The sequence below is a fragment of the Glutamicibacter sp. MNS18 genome, from assembly GCF_026107515.2.
Classification (GTDB): Bacteria; Actinomycetota; Actinomycetes; order Actinomycetales; family Micrococcaceae; genus Glutamicibacter.
Genome location: NZ_JAPCHW010000007.1, coordinates 1 through 20,417, shown reverse-complemented (window position 1 = coordinate 20,417; position 20,417 = coordinate 1). Strand labels below are relative to the sequence as shown.

The 20,417-nt window shown below is 64.2% G+C and carries 16 protein-coding genes and 3 tRNA genes; 7 read left to right on the top strand and 12 right to left on the bottom strand.

The genetic code is table 11. The features are described 5' to 3' along the window. Positions 1-4: 4 nt before the first annotated feature. A complete protein-coding gene (locus OK351_RS11435; protein WP_265158996.1) occupies positions 5-481 on the bottom strand; it encodes a MarR family winged helix-turn-helix transcriptional regulator in 477 nt (158 codons plus the stop codon). A gap of 116 nt (positions 482-597) precedes the next feature. Between OK351_RS11435 and OK351_RS11430 the strand changes: the two genes are divergently transcribed. Both OK351_RS11430 and OK351_RS11425 read left to right on the top strand, forming a co-directional pair. After that, on the top strand, positions 598-1,419 hold the full coding sequence (locus tag OK351_RS11430; RefSeq protein ID WP_265158994.1) for a tryptophan-rich sensory protein: 822 nt from the start codon (positions 598-600) through the stop codon (positions 1,417-1,419). Further along, positions 1,416-2,912, top strand: coding sequence for an SDR family oxidoreductase (locus OK351_RS11425; RefSeq protein ID WP_265158991.1), 1,497 nt, complete (start codon positions 1,416-1,418; stop codon positions 2,910-2,912). The genes OK351_RS11430 and OK351_RS11425 overlap by 4 nt, the downstream gene beginning before the upstream one ends. Before the next feature lie 16 nt (positions 2,913-2,928). Here the strand turns inward: OK351_RS11425 and OK351_RS11420 are convergent, their stop codons facing one another. The 11 genes from OK351_RS11420 to OK351_RS11370 all read right to left on the bottom strand — a co-directional run bounded on the left by OK351_RS11420 (position 2,929) and on the right by OK351_RS11370 (position 10,969). Next, the gene (locus OK351_RS11420) at positions 2,929-3,666 is read right to left on the bottom strand and encodes a glycosyltransferase family 2 protein (RefSeq protein ID WP_306349484.1); all 738 of its coding nucleotides are present in this window, start codon (positions 3,664-3,666) and stop codon (positions 2,929-2,931) included. Next, on the bottom strand, positions 3,663-4,265 hold the full coding sequence (locus tag OK351_RS11415; RefSeq protein ID WP_265158989.1) for a DUF2238 domain-containing protein: 603 nt from the start codon (positions 4,263-4,265) through the stop codon (positions 3,663-3,665). The genes OK351_RS11420 and OK351_RS11415 overlap by 4 nt, the downstream gene beginning before the upstream one ends. Before the next feature lie 110 nt (positions 4,266-4,375). Further along, positions 4,376-5,764 (bottom strand): cryptochrome/photolyase family protein, encoded by a 1,389-nt coding sequence (locus OK351_RS11410; RefSeq protein WP_265158987.1) that lies wholly within the window; start codon positions 5,762-5,764, stop codon positions 4,376-4,378. Further along, positions 5,761-6,309 (bottom strand): MarR family winged helix-turn-helix transcriptional regulator, encoded by a 549-nt coding sequence (locus OK351_RS11405; protein WP_265158985.1) that lies wholly within the window; start codon positions 6,307-6,309, stop codon positions 5,761-5,763. The genes OK351_RS11410 and OK351_RS11405 overlap by 4 nt, the downstream gene beginning before the upstream one ends. Before the next feature lie 158 nt (positions 6,310-6,467). Continuing rightward, positions 6,468-6,549, bottom strand: a tRNA-Leu gene (locus tag OK351_RS11400). 84 nt (positions 6,550-6,633) lie between these two features. After that, positions 6,634-7,125 carry a thioredoxin-dependent thiol peroxidase gene (gene bcp, locus OK351_RS11395; RefSeq protein WP_265158982.1) on the bottom strand — a complete coding sequence of 164 codons (492 nt, stop codon included), beginning with the start codon at positions 7,123-7,125 and terminating at the stop codon, positions 6,634-6,636. A 66-nt stretch (positions 7,126-7,191) separates the two neighbouring features. Beyond that, positions 7,192-7,264: transfer RNA gene (locus OK351_RS11390), tRNA-Lys, on the bottom strand. 530 nt (positions 7,265-7,794) lie between these two features. Continuing rightward, entirely contained in the window at positions 7,795-8,667 is an 873-nt protein-coding gene (locus tag OK351_RS11385; protein WP_265158980.1) for an ABC transporter permease, read from the bottom strand. After that, the gene (locus OK351_RS11380; protein WP_265158978.1) at positions 8,645-9,382 is read right to left on the bottom strand and encodes an ABC transporter ATP-binding protein; all 738 of its coding nucleotides are present in this window, start codon (positions 9,380-9,382) and stop codon (positions 8,645-8,647) included. Before OK351_RS11380 ends, OK351_RS11385 begins: the two co-directional genes overlap by 23 nt. Further along, the gene (locus OK351_RS11375; RefSeq protein WP_265158975.1) at positions 9,379-10,464 is read right to left on the bottom strand and encodes an ABC transporter substrate-binding protein; all 1,086 of its coding nucleotides are present in this window, start codon (positions 10,462-10,464) and stop codon (positions 9,379-9,381) included. The genes OK351_RS11380 and OK351_RS11375 overlap by 4 nt, the downstream gene beginning before the upstream one ends. Positions 10,465-10,896: 432 nt before the next feature. Further along, positions 10,897-10,969: transfer RNA gene (locus tag OK351_RS11370), tRNA-Lys, on the bottom strand. A gap of 169 nt (positions 10,970-11,138) precedes the next feature. On the opposite strand from OK351_RS11370, the gene OK351_RS11365 reads away from it, so the two are divergent. The 5 genes from OK351_RS11365 (at position 11,139) to OK351_RS11345 (ending at position 20,324) form a co-directional block, all read left to right on the top strand. Further along, positions 11,139-12,074, top strand: a complete 936-nt coding sequence (locus tag OK351_RS11365) for a 2-hydroxyacid dehydrogenase (protein WP_265158973.1) — start codon at positions 11,139-11,141, stop codon at positions 12,072-12,074. A 183-nt stretch (positions 12,075-12,257) separates the two neighbouring features. Continuing rightward, the gene (locus OK351_RS11360; RefSeq protein WP_306349483.1) at positions 12,258-14,102 is read left to right on the top strand and encodes an ABC transporter substrate-binding protein; all 1,845 of its coding nucleotides are present in this window, start codon (positions 12,258-12,260) and stop codon (positions 14,100-14,102) included. A 60-nt stretch (positions 14,103-14,162) separates the two neighbouring features. Beyond that, positions 14,163-15,656, top strand: coding sequence for a malate:quinone oxidoreductase (locus tag OK351_RS11355; protein ID WP_265158971.1), 1,494 nt, complete (start codon positions 14,163-14,165; stop codon positions 15,654-15,656). Positions 15,657-15,860: 204 nt separating this feature from the next. Beyond that, on the top strand, positions 15,861-19,187 hold the full coding sequence (locus tag OK351_RS11350; RefSeq protein WP_265158969.1) for an efflux RND transporter permease subunit: 3,327 nt from the start codon (positions 15,861-15,863) through the stop codon (positions 19,185-19,187). A gap of 936 nt (positions 19,188-20,123) precedes the next feature. After that, positions 20,124-20,324 carry a helix-turn-helix domain-containing protein gene (locus tag OK351_RS11345; protein ID WP_306349482.1) on the top strand — a complete coding sequence of 67 codons (201 nt, stop codon included), beginning with the start codon at positions 20,124-20,126 and terminating at the stop codon, positions 20,322-20,324. Positions 20,325-20,417 lie beyond the last annotated feature (93 nt).

Genomic DNA, 20,417 nt, shown 5'->3' with positions numbered 1-20,417 from the left:
CTGGTCACTTCGCTGGGTGGTGGCTGGGGACGGGGAATTGCGAAATCGTGTGTCGCATCCTGTCGCTCAATTCGCGCAGGCAGGCGAGCATCTGCTCGCGTTCGGGCTGCGGCCTGCTCGCCAGGACGGTATCCACGTCGCTGAGCAGGGCGTGCGCCGGGGCCAGGGGATCCTGGATCAGGGCGTCATTCACGGTGATGCTGCTGCGCCGCCGGTCGGTGGGATGCAGGGTGCGGGTGACGTAGCCGTGGGATTCCAGACGGTCCACCACGCCGGTGGTGGTGGCGGTGCTGATATGCAGCGTGCCGGCCAGCTCGCCGGGTCCCAGGGGTCCGCGCTCGCACAGCAGCTTCAGCGCCTTGAAGTCGGTGACGTTCAGGCTCAGCCGCTGCCGGGCCGCCGCGTCCGCCGTCTCCCAATGCTCGATGAGTTCCTGGAACAACCGTGCCGCGTCCCGTGCCGTCTTTCCTGTCTGCTCCATGGGAACTTCTCTCGTGTAGTTGATAATTAGCTAAGTTAGATACATCATTGTTTAGATAGTTTGTCATGTCCAGTCCTGATCTCAAATTCCCGCAAAATACCCAAGGAGACAGCAACATGAGCAGAACCACCCAGTCCACCCGCCGCGCGCCGCTCGGGATCCCGGTGCTCACCGCCGCGGCCATGGCGATCGCCATCTTCGGTGCCTTCCTGGGCAGCGGGGCCTGGGGCGGAACCCCCATCCGCGAGGCCTCCGGCGGCTGGCTTGACACCGATTCCACCCTGCTCTCCCCCGCGGGCCCGGCCTTCGGCATCTGGAGCGTGATCTACTGCGGGCTGGCGGTCTACGCGATCTGGCAGTTCACCGGCACCGCCCGCACCTCGGTGCTACAGGCCCGCACCCGCGGCTGGGTCATCGCCTCCGCGCTGCTGAACGCCGTCTGGATCGGCGTGGTCCAGCTGGGCTGGCTGGCGGCCAGCCTGGCGGTGATCCTGATCCTGCTGGCGGTGCTGATCCGCCTGTTCATCCTGCTGGTGGCCACCCCCGCGCCCTCGGCGGTGGAACGCTGGCTGATGTGGGTGGTCTTCGGCCTCTACCTGGGCTGGGTCAACGTGGCCAGCATTGCCAACACCGCGGCCCTGCTCGGCTCGCTGGGGGTGGGACAGGACGCCAGCTGGATAACCCCGCTGGCCGTGGCCCTGCTGGCGGTGGCCGTGCTCATCGGCCTGGGCACCTGCTGGTACAGCCGCGGCCACCTCGGTGCCCCGGCGGCCATGGCCTGGGGTATCGCCTGGATCGGGGTCAGCCGCCTTGACTCCCCCAACGCCTCCGACACGGTGGCGATCGCCGCCTTCACCGGCAGCGGGGTGCTGGTCCTCGGCGCGCTGGCGCTGGCCTGGGTGCTGCGCAGCCGGCGCGGCGATCGGGTCGCGGCATGAGCCGGGTCGCGGTCACCGGGGCCACCGGGTACCTCGGCGGGCGGCTGGTGCCGCTGCTGCTGGAACAGGGCCATGAGGTCACGGTGCTCACCCGGCGGCCCGAATCCCTGCGTGATGTGCCCTGGCGGCAGCAGGTGGGTGTCATCCAGGGGGACCTGGCCGATCCCGCGGCCGCCGCCGAGCTGTGCCGGGATGCCGAGGTCTTCTTCTACCTGGTCCATTCCATGGCGGCCACCAGCGACTTCGCCGCCATGGAACGCCGCTGCGCGCAGGTGGTGGCGCGGGCCGCCGCCGAGGCCGGGGTCCGGCAGATCGTCTACCTCTCCGGGCTGCACCCCGACGGCGAGCTGAGTCACCACCTGTCCTCGCGTGTGAATGTGGGGCGGATCCTGGATGCCGGCCCGGTACCGGTGCTGGTGCTGCAGGCGGGACTGGTGATCGGCTCCGGTTCGGCCAGTTTCGAAATGGTCCGCCACCTGGCCGATGTACTGCCGGTGATGCCGGCCCCGCGCTGGGTACTGAACAAGGTGCAGCCGATCGCGGTGCGCGATACCCTGTACTACCTGGCGCAAGCCGCGCAGCTGCCCGAGCCGGTCAACGACTGCCTGGATATCGGCGGAGAGCGGGCCTACACTTATGCGCAACTGATGCAGCTGTACGCCGAGGCGGCCGGCATCCGCCGTCCGCGGATCCTGGCGCTACCGGTGCTCACCCCGTGGCTGGCGGCCCAATGGGTCAACCTGGTCACCCCGATCCCCCGCTCGCTGGCAATCCCGCTGGTTGGTTCCCTGCAACACCACTGCGTGATGCGCGACCGCCGGATCGATGAGCTGATCCCCCCGCCTGCCGGGGGCCTGACCGACTATCCGCGGGCACTGGAACTGGCGTTGGAGAAGATCCGCAGTGATGCGGTGCAGACCAGTTGGGCCACCGCCCACCCGGTGCGTGACCCGGGAGAGCCGCTGCCCTCGGACCCGCAGTGGGCCGGGCGGCGGGTCTACCTGGATCGCCGGGAACGGCTGACCAGCGCCGGACCGGCGGAGCTGTTCACGGTCATCTCCTCGCTGGGCGGTGACACCGGCTACTACTCGCTGCCGATCGCCTGGCGGATCCGCGGGGTGCTGGACAAGCTGGCCGGCGGCGTGGGGTTGAACCGGGGCCGGCGCAACCGCACCCGGCTGGAGCTGGGGGATGTGGTGGACTGGTGGCGGGTCGAGGCGCTGGATCCGCAACGGATGCTGCGGCTGCGCGCAGAGATGCGGGTGCCGGGCCGGGCATGGCTGGAGTTCACCTTCCGGCCCGAGGGTGATCGCTACCGGTACATGCAACGGGCGATCTTCTTCCCGCGCTCGCTGGCCGGGCGGCTCTACTGGTATGCCTTGGTGCCCTTCCATGGCATCATCTTCTCCTCCATGGCCCGCAGCATCACCGCGGCGGCCGAGAAACTGGCAGCGGACAGGCGGTCGCGGGGCGCTGCTGCCAACGGGCAGTGAGGTCCCCCGCAGCCGACTAGCGGCCTGCGGGCAGCCCCAGTGCAGCGTGCCAGCGGGCGAAGACCAGGTCGCGTCCCCCGTTGGCCGCCAGGGTGGCCCGGGCCCGGCGCACCGAATCACCCAGGCCCCCGGCACGGGTAAAGACCCGGCCCGCCGCGCCCACCCGCAGTCCGGGGTCGAAACGCACCCGGGTCCCCGCCGGTAGGTTGCAGCTGAAGTCCAGGTCGTCATGGATGTGCGGGATCTGCAGGTGCACTCCCGGGCGTACCGCTGGCCACAGGTCCCGACGGAAGGCCATATTTGATCCCCACAACGGGGTGCGGGCCAGTGCGGCGGTGTAGCCGCCGAAGTACGCGGCGGTGTAGAACAGCGATCCGGCTGCCCGGGCGCCGGCGGGCAGGTCGGTGAAGTATCCGGGGCCGGTCAGTGCCCCGAGCTGCGGGTCGCGCTCGAATCGGCCGGCAATGCGTTCCAGCCAATGGGCCGGGGGCAGGGTATCGGCATCGCAGCGCACCACGATCGAACCGGTGGCATGGTCGTAGCCGGTGGCCGCGGCCGGGCCAATCCCCCGGCGCGGCTCGGTGACCACCATGGCCCCGGCTTGCCGCGCCAGCGCGGCACTGTCATCCGAGCACCCGTTATCCACCACAATGACCTCCTCCGCCAGGCGGCACTGGAGAGCCAAGGCCTGCAGCAGGCTGCGCAGGTGCACGGCATCATCCAGCACCGGAACCACCACGCTCAAGGTCGTCATTGCCCTGTCCCGCTCCGGGCGGACCCCCGCCAGATGTTCCAGGCGGCCACGGCCGCCCCGAGCATCCCCGCGGCCAGGTCCCCGATCGTGTCGCGGTAGCCGACCCCGACCCCCGGGTCGATGAATTCATGGCCGATCCATTCGCCGATTTCCCACAGGACCGCCAGCGAGGCGCCCAAGGAAGTGACCGCAATGGCCTCGCCCCAGCGCAACCGGCCGGTCAATCCCCCGGACAGCAAGCCGTGCGCGCGCAGGGCATCATGGACCAGCAGCGTCAGCACCCACAGCACCAGCAGGTGCATGACCAGATCGAGCCAGACAAGTTGCCGGTAGGTGCCCAGCACGCTGAACAGGCCTGCGGCGAGCAGCACCAGCTGGCCGGACAGGTCGCGGAACCGGCTGCTGCCGTAGTAGCGCAGCGCCCAGGTGCCGCCGCTGACTAGCAACATCACCGAGGCTTCCAGCAACCCGAACCACCATCCCGCCCAGGGCACTGCCATCAGGCCCAGCAACCGGGGCAGGTCCGTCAGGTGCACCACGAAGCGCTCTTCGTAGGCGCCCGCTAGCTGGCCGGCGAGTTCTGGTCTGGATCCTGCCACAAGAGCCTGTCCCTTCTGCCGGTGCCGTCCGGCGGTGGGCGGGGCGCACTTCCCGTCCCTTGTGACACTAGCGCATTGCGGTTCACCGCCGCAGCCGCGGGCCGGGCGGGTTACCCTCCCTGGCGCCGCGCGGTGACGTTGGCGTAGGCTTCCAGGGTGCGCAGGCGCGATTCCTTCAGATCCACGATCGGGGCACTGCCCAGCGGGGCGTAGTGCGCCACATAGGATCCGTTCGGGTCGAAATTACGGGCCTGCAGTTCGGGGTTGAACACCCGGAAGTACGGCGCGGCGTCCGTCCCGCTGCCGGCCACCCACTGCCAGTTGACGGTATTGCACGCCAGATCGGCATCCACCAGGGTGTCCCAGAACCACTGTTCCCCGGCTTTCCAGTGAATCAGCAGGTTCTTGACCAGGAAGCTGGCGGTAACCATGCGTACCCGGTTGTGCATCCATCCGGTGTCCCACAGCTGGCGCATCCCCGCGTCCACCAGCCCGTATCCGGTCATGCCGCGTTGCCAGGCCCGCATCTCGTCCGCGGCCTGCGGATCGTCCTGGGGCCAGGCCCAATCCATGGCATCAAATTCCGGTCGAAAGTTCCGCTCGGGGATGTGCGGGAAGTGGGCCAGCAGGTGCCAGCAGAAGTCCCGCCAGATCACCTGGCGGCGCATCGCGAAGGCACCTTCGTTGGCGGTGGGGTCACCGAGCAAGCCGGTGAGTGCCTCGAAGACCTGGACCGGGCTCAGATGCCCCCAGCGCAGGGCGGCCGAGAGCCGCGCGGTTCCATCGAGATCGGGCCGGTCATGGTGCTGGGCGTAGGACCCGGCGATAGCCCGGACCACCTCGTCCAGCCGCGCCCGGGCGGCTGCCTCCCCCGGGATCCAGTGCTCGGCCAGCTTCGCGCTCCAGTCCGGACCGGTGGGCAGCAGCTGCAGCTGCTCCAGGTCCACGGCGCCAGCGGTCGCCGGTACCCGGGGGCGCGTTTGTTCCCGGGGTACCGGGACCAGCGGCCGGGATTCCAGCTCCAGGATCCGGCGGTGGAACGCGGCGAAGACCTTGTAGGGTTCACCCTGCCCGTTGAGCACCTGCCCGGGCTCGGCGAGCAGGTTGGCTTCGTGGCTGTGGACTGCGCATCCCAGAGCACCCAGCCCGGTCGCCACCGCGGCGTCGATCTCGCGCTCGGCCGCTGCGTAGCGCCGGTTGAGGTGCAGGTGGGCGGCGCCCAGCTCCCGGACGGCGCGCTGAAGGACCTCGTTTGCCGAACCGCGCATCAGCAGCAGCGGCACACCCAGGGCTGCCAAATCGCTGTGAAGCGCTTGGAGCGCATGGTGCAGCCACCAGCGGGCGGCGGCGCCAAGTAAGCGGACCCCGTCACTGGTTTCATCAAGCACGTAGATCGCCACGCTGGGACCGGTAAGCATGGCCGCATGCAGCGCCGGGTGGTCCTCCACCCGCAGGTCATCACGGAACCAGACCAGGTTCAGTGGCGTGGCGGTGTTCACGGGGTACGCCCCTCCAGGCTCGCTTCGAGGTCATCGGCGGATTCGGCCAGGAAGCGGATTACCACCTCACGTTCGGCGGGGGTGAGCCGGCGGGCGGCCTCGAAGCGCACGGCGTGGTGCCGTCCCACCTGTTCGCGGGCGGCCAGATGGGTTTCGGGGGTGATCTCCACACATTGCGAGCGGCGGTCGTTCGGGTGCGGGCGGCGAGTGATATGCCCACCGGCCTCCAGCCGGTCGAGCATCTTCGTCACCGAGGCGGTGCTGACGTTCACGTGCTTGGCGATCTGACCGGGAGTCACCAAGTCTCCGCGGTGCTTTCCGGCTATCAAGAGGCGCAAGGCGCGCATATCGGTCTCATTGAGTTTCATGTAGCGTTGCGAGCTGCGGGAAATCTTGCGTTCGACGGCCCGAAGGCGCCCCATCTGGGCCATGATCTTCTCGATCTGCTCCAAGGACTCGGGGTCCACCGCGGAACGTTCGACCAGCTCACTATCCGGGTCGCTGGCCGCCAGGCTGTAAACCGTTGGAAGAGGTTCCGATTCCATGATGCCTTCCCTTCCCGTGGCGTTGGCCTATGTCATGCCCCACCATCATACGTCCGCACACATGCCAGGCCTGCGGGCCCGTGCGCTCGACAGGCCGGACATGGCAAGAGCCTTGCTCCCGCCCCATCGGGTACGGCACGCAAGGCTCTTGTTCACGGTGCGAGTGGAGAGACTTGAACTCTCACGTCCGAAGACACTGGAACCTAAATCCAGCGCGTCTACCAATTCCGCCACACTCGCTTGGGCTGCACCGGGCTTCAGGGCCCGTGCGACCTCAACCAGTGTAGCGGAAACGCAGACCGATCAGAAATCGGCTCACTCCTGTTATTTCGGGTCAATTCCCAGGTCGCGACGCAGCTTGGCAACGTGCCCGGTGGCCCGGACGTTGTACTGGGCCAGGGCCACCTTGCCCTGCTCGTCCACCACGATGGTCGAGCGGATCAGACCCTCGTAGACACGTCCGTAGTTCTTCTTTTCACCCCAGGCCCCGTAGGCCTCGGCGACCGCATGGTCCTCATCCGAGAGCAGCGGGAAGTTCAGTTCCTCCTTGGCGGTGAACTTTTCCAGCTTGGCTGTGCCGTCCGGGGAAATTCCCAGCACCACATAGCCTAGGCCTTGCAGGGATTCGATGGAGTCCCGGAAATCGCAGGCCTGCTTGGTGCAGCCGGGGGTTGATGCTGCCGGGTAGAAGTACACAATGGTCTTTTTGCCACGGAAGTCCTCCAGGGAGACCGGGGCACCCTGGGCATCGTTCAAGGTAAAGGCCGGGGCGGTGTCCCCTACGGCAAGACGCTTCGCTGCTGTTTCGGTAGTCATGCGTTTCCCCTCATCAGGATTGCGGTATACAAAAAATCCGACCTGATAATTCAGATCGGATCACTGTGCGCCCCCCGGGACTTGAACCCGGAACCTACTGATTAAGAGTCAGTTGCTCTGCCAATTGAGCTAGAGGCGCTTACCGTTGCTGACTAGTTCGTTTCCGAACTTGTCCTTGCGACGCATCCAATCATACGCAGAATTGGCCGGAAAATAAAAATCCGCCCCGCGCGATGAATGGTCGATCAAAGCACCTAGTCAACTATGATTTTCTTGGACCCGGATGGTTCCAGGCATAAGAATTCGCCAAGAATTCAGCAGTGCAATGGATCACAGGATGCCAAACGGCCTTCGCATACGGCATCCACTGGTCATCGTCTTGGCCACGTTCCGCCCGGACACACGTTTCTTCTTGGTCTCTGGATGCACCTCAGGATCTTGGCGGCGTACACGCCGGCGCCGCAAACCACAGCTGTTTCCCTGCGTCGAAGCCGTGCGGAAGCCATCAGGAGCGCGATCTCATCAGCACCCTCCGGAGGTGGACAGAGAACAGGCCCGCGTCTCGTCGAGAGAAGCGGGCCTGTCGTGTTGCCATGGGGATCCCGGACCGGAATGTCCGTAACGAGGCTCCTTTTGTCGTCCATCACTCAGCGCAGCGGTGCCGGGACGCTAACCGCTCTTTTCCTCCCCCGCACGGGCCAGTCCACGGTTCTGCAGTAGGCGCCGCTCCAAGGGGGCGAAGATCAGCAGCTCGATCAGGATCCCCACCAACAGGATCGAGAGGATCACCAGCATCACCAATGGCAGATCCGCCAGGTCCCTGCCACGCTGCAGCAGTGAACCGATTCCCGGTGCCAGCGAACCGCCCACCGCGATCAGCTCGGCGGCCATCAGCGACCGCCAGGCGAAGGCCCACCCCTGGCGCAGTCCCCCAACATATCCGGGAAGCGCCGCGGGCAGCTCGACGTGGATGATATGTTGCCAGCGGCTGGCACCCAGTACCTGGGACAACGCCCGGTACTGCGGAGGGATCATATCCACCCCGGAGAGCAGCCCGTTGATGATCGAGGGAATCGCGCCCAGCAGCAGCACCGTGTAAATGGTGGCATCACTGAGCCCGAACAGGATGATGGCCGCCGGCACCCAGGCGATCGAGGGCAACACCTGCATGGCCGAAACCAAAGGGCCCAACCCGCGACGCAAGGCCGCCCAATGCGCGAGGATCAGCGCAATGGGTGTGGCGATCAGTACCGCGATCACATACCCGCTCAGCGCCCGCCACAGTGAGATGGCCGTGGCGGAGACCAGGGATCCATCCGCCAGCAGCGCCGGAAGCTTCTGGAAGACCATGACCGGTGAAGGGAAGAGATCCGCCCGTAGCGGCGAGGCCCAGGAGGCGATCTGCCAGATGGCCACCAGCACCACGATAGCCACCAGCGGGGCGAACACCGAGCCGAGGCGTGTAGAACGCTGCCGTGCACCGGGCTGCCTGCGGGCCACCGGTGGGGCGGTCAGTGGGTTAGAGCTGATCAACGCGGTCATTTTTCATCTGCTCCCTTCGAAGGATGGTGGTCAGCTCATCGGCGAGCGCCACTGAATGGGCCGGGTCGTTGCGCAGCGTATCCGAGATCCGGCGGATCTCGATGATCCGTCCGGGACGCGAGGAGAGCACCAGGATGCGTTCGGCCAGCCTGATGGCCTCGCGCACATTGTGGGTGACAAAGACGATCGTCTTACCGGTGGCCGCCCACAGGCTGTGCAGTTGTTCGTGCAGCATGTCCCGGGTAATCGCATCCAGGGCGGCGAAGGGCTCGTCCATGAGCAATACCTGTCGGTCCTGGGCCAGGGAGCGTGCCAGTGCCACCCGTTGGCGCATCCCTCCGGAGAGCTCATGGGGTTTGCGGTCCCCGGCGTGGTCCAATTGGACCAGTTCCAGCAGCTGCCTGACCCGTGCGGCGCGTTGCCCGGCCGGATAGTCGCAGAGCTTGAGCGCCAGTTCGATATTGGCCGCGGCGGTCAGCCAGGGCAAGAGGTTGGCGTCCTGGAACATGAAGGCCGCACCGTCATCGGGGACCTGCAGCCACCCGTCACTCGGTGGCAGTAGCCCGGCGATGACGTTGAGCAGGGAGGACTTCCCGCACCCGGAGGCACCCAGGACGGCCACGAATTCGCCGTCATGGATCTGCGTGGAAATCGAGTCCAAGACCAGTTCGTCACCGCCGTAGCTCAGCGAGACCTCGTTCAGTTCGATGCTCATCTCTGCTCCTTGACCCAGGTGCTGTCCACCAGTCCCGAGACGTCCCCGGGGCTTCCGATGCCGACGTCCACCGCGTGGGTGACCAGTTCGTCGAAGGTGGAGGTCAGCGGCACCGGATCGAAGTACACCTGGCCCAGGGCCGCGCGCAGCACGTCCTCGTCCAGGCTGGTGCCGTTGGCCTGATGCATGCCGGCCTGCACCCCGGCGACCTGTTCGTCATCGCTGGTGGTGTTCAGCCAGGCGATCGCCTGGGCGTTGGCGTCCACCAGGCGCTGGACGGTTTGCGGGTGTTCCTGCAGGAAGCTGCGTGATACGGCCAGGACCGTGGTGGGGAATTTGCCTTCGGGCCACAAGTCCGCCTCATCGATCAGCCGGTGTGCCCCGTACTCCAGCACCAGCTGGGAGGCGTAGGGCTCCGGTGACCAGGCGCCGTCGATGGCACCACGGGCGAACAGCTGCGGTACCGTCCCGTTGGAACTCGGGGTGACGGTGACCTCTGCTTCCATACCCCGGTCCTTCAGGAAGTGGCGCAGCGCCACATCCTGGGTTCCGCCGAATTGCGGGGTGGCCAGGTTGCTGCCGACCAGGTCCTCAATGGAGGTGATGTCCTCGGAGACCACCAGGCTAGCTCCCCCGTAGGTCACCCCGGCAACGATCCGCAGGGATTGGCCCTCGCTGGACAGGTAGCTGGTGATCGAGGGGTTCGGCCCGATATAGGTGGCATCCAGCGCCCCGCTGTTCAGCGCCTCGATGGCCGCCGGTCCGGCATTGAAGACCTCGGTGACCAGGTCGGTCCCGTCGGCTTCCAGTGCGCGTTCCAGCAGCCCGCGCTCGTTCGCGATCAGTGCCGGGGCGTGGGTGACATTGGCGAAGTACCCCAACCGAAGGGTCTGTGCCGGCACCGTGGTTGTTTCCTCGTGGGCGGCCCGGTCGCGCGGCGGTTCCAGGAACAGGGTGCCCACCGCCCCGGCCACCAGCAGGGCCGCCGCGCCGATACCCAGGGCACGGAATGCCGGGGAGGATTTCTTCTCGTGCGGTTTGATGGTCCGTTTGCCGGGAACCCGCGGTTCAGTTGACGCCATGACCAACCCCGGCGCCCGGACCGCTGACCGGTCGTGGCAGGTCTGCCTTTTGCCCGTCTGGGCACCGATAAGCTCTCATGTTCGAAGTCCCCCAAGCCTTCTGACCATCCAGCGCCCTACGCGGTATCCCAGGCCCCCTGCCTGGTTGCGTTGCCGGATGGTTGGCAGGAGATTATCACCACGGATACTTCCGGTATATAGGGGAATACTGCCTGCGGATACTCGCTTTCGGGTTTTCCAAGAGAATTCTGGATCTTCGTCTACTCGTAAGCCTGGGGAAAATTCCCCGTATCACGCGGATCCCGGCCGGTCGGCACCTGGCCGCTTCCCGTACCCGGCCCAGCACCGGCTGCGTGAATCATGCGGAAACTGGTCCGCTATTTGCCCGGGGAGACGAAAAAACCGGCGAGAGATACTCTCGCCGGTTTGCTGTGCGCCCCCCGGGACTTGAACCCGGAACCTACTGATTAAGAGTCAGTTGCTCTGCCAATTGAGCTAGAGGCGCCCGTTGCGATGGTCTAGAAACGTGTGTTTCGCGCTTTCGCAACGAGATAAAACTCTACCAGCTTTCTGCGATCGCGCAAATCGAGATGCCAGCTTTTGGCCGTGAGTTGGATTACACGAGATGACTAGGCGTTCTACCTACTTATCAACGGGCTGATTAAGGTGGAGCCATGAGCCAACAACGTACCGTATCCTTTCCATCCACCGAGCTGCTTGACGCGGTGGGACCGCTACCCGAGAACCTGAACGCCGTGGTGTGGGATCTGGGCCAGCCCCCGGCGGATGTTGACCTGGCGCAGATCGAGATCGCGATCTTCCCCTACATGGCCAACTTTGCGCAGCTGGAGGGAATCAACCAGGCCCCGAACATCACCCAGGTGCAAACCCAGACCACCGGCTATGACGGGTTGATCGATCTGGTCGGAGACCGGGCCACCATCACCACCGCCGGCACCGTGCATGCGGCGGCCACCGCGGAAATGGCCGTGGGACTGGCCATAGCCTCCCTGCGCGGCTTCCCGGACGCGGTACGGAACCAGCTCACCGGCACCTGGGCACCGCAGCGTTGGCCCGGATTGGCCGATCGAACCGTGGCAGTGGTGGGCACCGGGCGGATCGGCGAACAGATCCGCCGCAGGCTCGAACCCTTCGAGGTGAACCTGCTGCGCTTCGCCTCCAGCTCCCGCACCGATGAGCACGGCCAGGTCCATGGGATCGACCGGCTGGCCGAGCTGGCCCCGGAGATCGAGGTGATGATCCTGATCGTCCCGCTCACCGATTCCACCCATCACCTGGTGGATGCGCAGCTGCTGGCCCGGTTGCCGGACGGCGCACGGGTCATCAACGTGGCCCGCGGCCCGGTGGTGGATACCGCGGCGCTGACCGCGGAGGTGGCCTCTGGACGATTGTTCGTGGCCTCTGATGTCTTTGACCCCGAGCCGCTACCTGAGGACCACGCGTTGTGGCGTCAGCCGAACGCGCTGATCCTGCCGCACAATGGCGGGAACACCGAGGCGTTCTTCCCCCGCATGGTCTCCCTGCTCAAGCGCCAGCTGCAGGCCTGGTCCACGGGTGGAACCGGAGAGAATGTCGTGCATGCACCGTGAGATGGGTAACCGTTTGGCCACATTTGGGGCGAGTCACCGGTAGTTCCCGGTCTACCTGAGGAGCGGTGCGCTATCTTGGGAAATACCCTCCCAGGATGAGGCGCCCCGCCCACCGGTGCCCCTATCGTGGTGTGAGGAATACATCTTCTGTGACCACGTGACCCAGGAAGCCGAGCCACTATCTTGTCATCGCATACCCCGCAGCCCGTCCCACGCCGAGCCGTACTCTCCGGATCGCTGGCTGCCCTGCTGCTGGGACTGACAAGTTGCACGGACACCGCGCCCCAACCCGCCACACCCAGTGGTTCACCCGCCACCGAGGCTCCCCCACGGGTCTTCCGCATCGCCGCGGCCTCCCCTCCCCTGTCACTGGATCCCGCCGCGGTCGGGGACAACGATTCCTTCCGGGCCACCCGGCAGATCTATGAGACATTGATCGCCATCGACCCGCAGACCGGTGGCCCCATGGCCGGATTGGCCGAGTCCTGGACCGAGAGCGAAGACGGGCTACGCTACACCTTCACGCTGCGTCGCGGAGTGCTTTTCCATGACGGCACCGAATTCAACGCGCAGGCCGTGGTGGCGAACTTCGAACGCTGGCTGAACCTGGACTCGGAGCTGCGTGGGCGTTCCCTGCAGGGTTTCACCCAGGTCTTCCACCATTTCTCCGATATCCCCGAGCTACCCGAGGATGACGACACCGCCCAGGCCCCGCAGCAGGAGGAATCGGCCGACAGCGAGCGGATGCAGGCCACCCTGGCCCAGCAGAAGGAGCAGCTTGAAGCGATGCGGATCTTGCTCGAGGACGAGCTGTTCACCGGCGATTCCCGGGCGGGAACCGCCAGCTACTTCGACTCGGTGAACGCCACCGACCAGTACACGGTGGAGCTGAAGCTGCGACGCCGGCTGACCGGGGTCATCGAGGCGTTCTCGCTTCCGGGGCTGGCCATTGCCGCACCTGACTCCCTGACCGGAGGATCGGAGGACAACCCGGCCCGGTCCCTGGACGAGCACCCGGTGGGCACCGGCCCCTACCGCTTTGTTGAACGTACCGACACCGGGCTGCGCCTGGAACTGAACCAGGACTACTGGAACACCCAGCGGGTGGCCAACAACCCGCAGCACCCCGTGCAGATCGAACTGTCCTCCATCACGCTGGCGCAGAACCGGCAGACCGCGTTGCTCGCCGGGGATATCGATGCCTTCGACATGGTGTCGGTGGATATCCTGCGCACCCTGGTGCGCAACGCCCGCATGGTGGTGAACCGTGACCCGTTCTCGGTGTTGTACCTCGGGCTGCACCATGACACCGCCTGGCTGGAGAACCCGGTGTTCCGGCGGGCCCTTGCCCACGCGGTGGACAAGGGCCGGCTCGCCCGGGAACTGTTCATCAACGGCACCAAGTCGGCACAGGGGTTACTGCCGCCCACCTTCGCCGTGGACAACCCGGACAATGTCATCTTCTACTCCCCGGATGAAGCCACCAAGCTGCTGGAGGAGATCGACTATGACGGCACGGCGATCGATTTCGCCTACCCGCGGAACGTGTCGCGCAATTACATGGCCCTACCCGAACGCACCTTCGCCCTGATCGCCGAGGATCTGGCCAAAGTGGGGATCAGGATCAATCCGATTCCGGTGGACTGGAGCGAAGGCCGGTACGTGGACAAGGTGCGCAACCAGGGATTCAAAGGACTGCACCTGTTGGGGTTCTCCGGCGCCTACCGCAGTGAAGATGACTTCATCTCCGGCATCCTGGCCGCAAAGCACTATGAGTTCGGTTACAGTTCACCGCTGCTTGACGCGCAGATCCTGGCGGCGCGGTCCATCCCGGTGGGCGAGGAACGCACCGCGGCCTACCGCAATATCCTGACCACGCTGACCCACGACTTGCCACTGGTGCCCTTGGTGTTCCCGATCTCCGCACTGGCCCTGGATGCGGACGTGAGCTACTACCCGTCCTCCCCGGTGCTCGACGAGGTGTTCCTGGATGTCAAAATCGAGCAGAACACTGATTTGACGGGTTGAGAATTTCTTGTCCTTGACGTAATGGGTCTAGTCTGACCTAAGAGCAAAGTATCACTGTCGATGGAGATTCTCGTGCCTTCTGAAACGTCAACCAAGAATTTTGACGTCGTACTTATCGGTGCCGGTATTATGAGCGCCACCCTGGGTACCCTCATCAACCAGCTGGAACCGAACTGGTCGATCGGCCTGTTCGAAAACCTGGACAAGGCGGGCGAAGAGTCTTCCTCACCATGGAACAATGCCGGCACCGGACATGCCGCGTTATGCGAACTGAACTACGCCCCGGCACAGGCTGACGGCTCGGTGGATCCGGCCAAGGCCGTGGGCATCAACGAGCAGTACCAGATCTCCCGGCAGTTCTTCTCCTGGGCCGTACAGAACCAGCGTGTGGGCTCCCCGGAGAACTTCATCCACTCCCTGCCACACATGTCCCTGGTGATCGGCCAGGACCACGCCAAGTACCTGAAGACCCGCTACGAGGCCATGAAGGCACAGGCCCTGTTCGCGGACATGGAGTACACCGAGGATCTGTCCACCATCAATGAGTGGGCCCCGCTGGTAGCCCGTGGCCGCGACGAATCGCAGCAGATCGCCGCCTCCCGCGTGGTCGGTGGAACCGATGTGGACTTCGGCCGGATGACCAAGGACCTGACCGCCTCGCTGGGTGAAAACGGGGCCGAGATCAACTACGGCCACAAGGTCACCGGGTTGTCGCGTGATGGTGCCGGCTGGCAGCTGACCGTCAAGAACAAGGCCACCGGGGCCAGCTTCAAGGTCAACGCCAAGTTCGTCTTCGTGGGTGCCGGTGGCGGCGCGCTGCCGCTGCTGCAGAAAAGCGGAATCGACGAGATCAAGGGCTACGGCGGCTTCCCGGTCTCCGGGCAGTTCCTGCGCTGCACCGACCAGTCGATCAGCGACCAGCACCATGCCAAGGTGTACGGCCAGGCCTCGGTGGGCGCTCCCCCGATGTCGGTGCCGCACCTGGATACCCGTTTTGTCGACGGCAAGCGTTCGCTGATGTTCGGTCCCTACGCCGGTTTCTCGATGAACTTCCTGAAGTCCACCAGCCAACTGGACCTTCCGCTGTCGGTCCGCCCGCACAATCTGCTTCCGCTGTTGGCGGTGGGCAAGGACAACATGTCCCTGACCGCCTACCTGATCAAGGAAGTGCTCAAGTCGCGCGCCAAGAAGGACGAGGCCCTGGCCGAGTACTTCCCGGAAGCCGATGGCTCCAAGTGGGAATTGATCACCGCTGGGCAGCGCGTCCAGGTCATCAAGAAGGATGCCAAGAAGGGCGGCGTGCTGCAGTTCGGCACCGAGGTCATCACCTCCTCGGACGGCTCGATCTCCGGCCTGCTCGGTGCCTCCCCCGGTGCCTCGACGGCGACCCCGATCATGATCGGCTTGCTCTCGCGCTGCTTCCCGAAGCAGTTCGCCGGCTGGGAGACCAAGCTGAAGGACATCATCCCGTCCTACGGGCAGAAGCTGAACGAGAATCCGAAGCTGTTGGCTAATGTTGTTGCCGACACCGACAAGGTGCTCAAACTGAAGTAACAGGATCTTCATCGCCCGGCTGGGTACACCGTATTGCCACGGTGTACCCAGCCGGGCTTTGACGTATACCCATGACCAGCCGCTGTCCTCCCAAAGTATGATTTTGCCCGCGGATACCCGCGCGGATTCTGTTGCCGGAAGCCAACCAACTAGAGTTATTCCCAAGCCCCTTTGACTCCGCGACACCGCTAGGAACACACCCGCATGCAGCGTCTGGCACAGCTCTCGCTCAAGAATCGCGCACTGATCGCCCTCATCACGATCTTCTCCGCGATCTTTGGCCTGATATCGATGAGTTCCCTGAAACAGGAACTGATCCCGTCCCTGGAATTCCCGCAGATCGCCGTGGTTGCAGTGCAGCCCGGCGCCAGTCCCGAGGTCGTGGACGAGCAGGTTGCCCGGCCGTTGGAAACCGCCATGCAGGCGGTGGAGGGTCTGGAGTCCTCCTCGGCCACCTCGCGCACGAATATGGCCACCCTGTCGTTGATGTTCGAATACGGCACGGATATGGATCGGGCGCGTTCCCAGGTGGAACGCGCCATCGCCAATGCCCGGAGCCAGTTGCCCGAGGATGTGGAACCGTCCAGCTTCGCCGGTTCAGTCTCGGACCTGCCGGTGGCTTATCTGGCGGTCGCGTCGGATGAGCCCCTGGAAAAGCTGCATGATGATGTGGAGCGGATCGCCCTTCCCAAGCTGCGCAAGATCGATGGGGTGCGGGAAGCCGCGGTCTCCGGTGGTGCCTCGCAGCACATCCTGGTCCTTCCCGACGATGCGGATCTGACCCAAGCCGGGTTGAGCGTGGCTGATATCAAGGATGCGATCGAGAATGCCGGTTCCCCGATCCCCGTGGGAACCTTGGACACCGATGGCATGGAACTGCCGATCATTGCCGGCTCCGCCCCGGATACCCTGGAGAAGATCCGGGAGATCCCAATCTCCACCGACACCGGCCCGGTACTCCTCTCGGAGGTAGCCGAGGTCTCCATCGAGGCGGATGAGGCCACCAGCATCACCCGCACCAATGGCGCGGAGACGCTGTCAATTTCGATTACCAAGACCCCTGCCGGTGACACCGTGGCGATCTCCCACGCCGTGGCCGGCATGCTTTCCCAGCTCGAGGCCGAGCTCGGCTCCAACGCCACCATCACCACCGTGTTCGACCAGGCACCATTCATTGAGCAGTCCATCGAGGCGCTGGCCACCGAGGGCTTGCTGGGCCTGGTGTTCGCGGTGATCGTGATCCTGATTTTCCTGTTCTCCATCCGCTCCACCCTGGTGACCGCGATCTCCATCCCGCTGTCATTGATGGTCACCTTCATCGGGATGAATGTGTTCGGGTACACGCTGAACATGCTCACCCTGGGCGCCCTGACCATCTCGATCGGCCGCGTGGTGGATGACTCGATTGTGGTGATCGAGAACATCAAGCGCCACCTGTCCTACGGTGAGGCGAAGAAGGACGCGATCCTGCTGGCCGTGCGCGAGGTCGCCGGGGCAATCACCTCCGCCACGCTCACCACGGTAGCGGTATTCCTGCCGGTGGCACTGGTCGCCGGCATGGCCGGGGAGCTCTTCCGCCCCTTCGCCATGACCATGACCATTGCGCTGCTGGCCTCCCTGCTGGTGTCGCTGACCATTGTGCCGGTACTGGCCTACTGGTTCCTGCCACACCGTCCGGGCACCGGGGCAGCCAAGACCGCCCACACCGCCGAAGACAAGGGCCTGCTGCAGCGCAGCTACGCCCCGGTATTGCGTGGAACCCAGCGGCACCCGGTCATCACCCTGCTGGTCTCGGTGCTGATCCTTGCCGGTACCGTGGCCATGACCCCGCTGCTGAACACCAACCTGTTCGGAGGCACCGGGGAGAACTCCTTGCAGGTGACCCAGAAGCTGCCCTCGGGCACCGCGCTGAACACCACCCTGGACGAGGCCAAGAAGATCGAGACCGTGCTGTCGGATGCCGCGGGTGTCGAAGACGTGCAGTTGACCATTGGCAGCTCCGGGGATGCCATAGGCGCCATGATGGGCTCCTCCGGTACCGATACTGCCAGCTTCACGGTGATCACCGACGCGAATCTGGACCAGGAGGCCCTGGCCGATGAGCTACGGGCCACGATCGCCGACCTCAACCTGCCCGAGGACCAGGACGTGACCGTGGCCTCGGGCTCCGGAATGATGATGTCCTCTGATGTCACCGTCCAGGTCAGTGCCCCGGACGAGGGAATCCTCACCGAGGCCACCAGCGCGGTGCGTGAGCAGCTGGGCGAAATCGAGAACACCATCGGGATCACCGATAACCTCTCCGAGAAGCGTGACCAGGTCACCGTGGACATTGATGCCGGCAAGGCGGCCGAGGCCGGGCTGACCGAAACCCAGCTCGCCGGCATGGTCGCTTCCCAGCTCTCCCCCATTCCGGCAGGCACCCTCCGGATCGACTACACCGATCTGAGCATCAACATCGGCCAGCCCGACCAGTTGACCAGCGAGGCGCAGTTGCGTGAACTGCAGATCCCCACTGCCACCGGCATCATGGAACTGCAGGACCTGGCCGAAGTGGGCATCGAGGAAGTGCAACAGGTGGTCACCACCTCCAATGGTGAACGGGTGGCCACCGTGAGCCTGACACCACAACCGGACCAGTTGGGTGCGGTGTCCAGCGCGGTGACCGAGAAGCTGGATTCCCTGGAGCTGCCCGAGGGCGCCAGCGCAACCCTGGGTGGAGCCGCCACGGAGCAGGCCGAGTCCTTCGAGCAGCTCTACCTGGCACTGTTGGCCGCCGTGGCCATCGTCTACGTGATCATGGTGGCGACCTTCAAGTCGCTCGTCCAGCCGCTGATCCTGCTGGTGTCGATCCCGTTCGCCGCAACCGGTTCGATAGGCCTGCTGCTGTTGACCGGCATCCCGCTGGGCCTGCCGTCACTGATCGGCATGCTGATGCTGGTAGGAATCGTGGTGACCAACGCGATCGTACTGATCGACCTGATCAACCAGTACAGGCTCAAGACCCCTGAACGCGAGGCCATGGGTTTGGAGGATGCCATCACCCATGGCGCCCGCCAGCGTTTGCGCCCGATCCTGATGACCAGCGCCGCCACCATCTTCGCCCTGGTACCCATGGCCTTGGGAATCACCGGGCACTCCGGTTTCATCTCCCAGCCACTGGCCGTCGTGGTCATCGGTGGTCTGGTGACCTCCACCTTGCTCACCCTGATCCTGGTGCCGGTGCTCTACCGGTTGGTTGAAGGACGCAAGGAGAAGACCTCAGCCCGCCGCGAAGCCAGACTGCAGGCCAAATACGGTACCGCTGCCGCCGTGGGTGCCCATGCCCCGGTTCCCGATCCCGGCGCGAAGCCGTCCTTGGATACCGGCACCACCACGGTGATCACCAAGGCCCGCAAGACCGCCCAACGTATCCAGTCTCCTGAAGGTGATCTGGTCAATCCCCTGACTGGTCAAATCCCGATCACTCGTAGGGAACGACGAGAAGTCGAGGAAATGCTGAAGAAGGAGCAGCCGGATACCGACAAGTAGTCCGTCAGCATGAGACCCCCTGGGTGACACCGACAGGTGTCGCGCAGGGGGTCTTTCGTTTGAACTTGTTGAAGTCCTCAAGGCTAGCGCAAGGAATTGCGATGCTCACCCAAAAGGCGACTAGTTGGCTCTGCACCAATGCATGACCGACTCGAAAAAGTACCGTTAACAATAATCCACAAGTGTAGGTTTTTGCATTCCAGATTGCTAAGCTTCGAACATCTGAAACACGTCAGACTTGATTTCTTGGGGAAATTAATAATGCAGCCTGCTACACGTGGACGACGCCGTGATCCGGAATACAAGTTTGGACCGAGGATCCCGGTCATCTGGAAAATCATAGGTGTAGGCGTACTTGGGGTAATCGCCATCGGACTGACAGCCTACGCAATCCTGAATTAGCCTCAGAGGCCTGAATCCGGGCACTACTGCTTGAATGAAGTCTCGGACATCATTAGACCGCAGTTCGCCGCTTTGCGTCGGATAGGCGACCACGAGCCCAGATTGATGGCCGATCACTGATCCGAAGGCGGTCACTCACTTTTATGTGTCACGAGACGCTTCAAGGAGTTCGTTAAAACGACAGCCACCTCGAGGCCTCAACGACACTGGATCAATGGTTGATTTGTGGGATGCATGCGTCCGCCACAGGCCCATAGGACGTCATTTGTAACGTAGATTTCCGAATCACCTGTGCTGTCGATTCATCACAGGCGAATCTGCGCGGTAAAGCCCTGCAAGGGAATGCGTAAGAATCACATGTTCATGTGGCGATGACAATCGACTTCGAGTCCTTTCCATATCCTGTCATACAGGAAATTCAACCCGAGAGTGATTTCGGGCGTGGTTTATGGCATTAGGGGTCTGGTGGCTGTGGTTCTGGTGATTCTATTGTTCTAAACGGTAACGCCGGGTTCCATATAGAAATGTCCAAGCATGAATACCGGCGCAAGAAGATCGGAGCTCAGCTTGGGAATCCAAACAAGAATGTACACCGTCACGCAGGTTGCGTCCCTGCTCGAAATCTCCGGTATGACTGTTTACCGGCTAATCAAGACAGGGGAACTTTCGGCAGTCCAGTTTGGCAAGTCGGTGAAGATCAGCAAAGAAGCGGAGCCTGTCAGGAAGTTTGTGTAAGCCCCTAGTCACATCCGTTATTCAGGGCTTCTTAACACTCACTTCAAATACGGCTCGATGCGCTCCGGGTAGGCCATGGCCAGCTGCTGCAAC